The 988-nt window shown below is 65.6% G+C and carries 2 protein-coding genes; one reads left to right on the top strand and one right to left on the bottom strand.

Annotation, left to right across the window (positions count from 1 at the left end):
• Positions 1-105: 105 nt before the first annotated feature.
• A complete protein-coding gene (locus tag MKK69_RS00170; protein WP_243964618.1) occupies positions 106-372 on the top strand; it encodes a hypothetical protein in 267 nt (88 codons plus the stop codon).
• Positions 373-440: 68 nt separating this feature from the next.
• Here the strand turns inward: MKK69_RS00170 and MKK69_RS00165 are convergent.
• A partial coding sequence (locus tag MKK69_RS00165; protein WP_243964616.1) for a PAS domain-containing protein occupies positions 441-988 on the bottom strand: 548 nt, incomplete at its 5' end.

Here is a 988-nt window from a genome sequence, read left to right as displayed (position 1 = left end):
GTGCCGAGCGACAGGGTGCCGGGATATGATCGGGGACTGGACCCTGTGCGACCGACGCCGACGCCGCTGCACTTTTGCTGCGGCTTCCCGGCTGCGTGCTGATCGGTGTCCTTCCGCGGAGCTTCGACCCTCGCGGACCTGCGCAAGGCAGGCGTCGTCACCAGCCAGGAGATCAGCGGGGCAATCGACGTCTACCTGCGAGATCCAATGGCTGGCCCCTACCGCTTCGACAGCGGCCACAGCGTGGACATCGCAGCTCTCGTGAACGCGACCCCCGCCTTCGGGGCGGTGGACCGGTCAGGACCGCAGGAGAAGGCGTTTCGGACGGTGCTGGCGGCCGCCGTCATGTCGGCTCACCCGACCCTGCTGTAACCCTCGCTAGCTCAGCCCTGCTCCGATCTGCTCACGGGGCGAGGGAGCGTCGATATTTCGGAACACGCTCAGTGGATCCTGGCGCTCCGCGGCCGTTTCGGAGCTGCTGGTTCGTCTTGCAACGAAGCTGCGAGCTGTCGACCAAGTTCGTGCAGGAGGGCCTCGATCAACGGACGAAGCCGAACCGACTTGTCCGCCTCCAGGGTACGGATCAGCTCGCAGGCTTCGATCGCGCAATCAGCGATGTGTTCCAGAACAGCACCCGGCGCCTCGTAGGCCGCGAGGAAGCTTGCTGGTCCATCGGTCCGGCTGTCGGTCACGTCGATGACGATCCCGTGGCCACACATCCGCCCCTTGGTGTCCCGCTTATAGTGACCTCGGGCGAGCACCCAGCGGACGACGCCGGGCGCGGGCACGATGCGGTGCTCCCACACGAACAGTCCGCCCTCATCGCGCACGCTTCGGCGAAGCTCGGGGTCCTGATCGACGTCTTCTGGATGGAAGAGCGACATGAGATGTGCGCGCGAGATACCTTCGGTGACTTCGGCATCTGACAGCCCGAACATCCGGGCCATCACCGCATCACCTCGAACGCGATCTGCGCCGACATCCTCCT

It is taken from the genome of Methylobacterium sp. J-026, from assembly GCF_022829585.1.
GTDB lineage: Bacteria > Pseudomonadota > Alphaproteobacteria > Rhizobiales > Beijerinckiaceae > Methylobacterium.
This window is presented reverse-complemented; position numbering and strand designations above follow the sequence as displayed.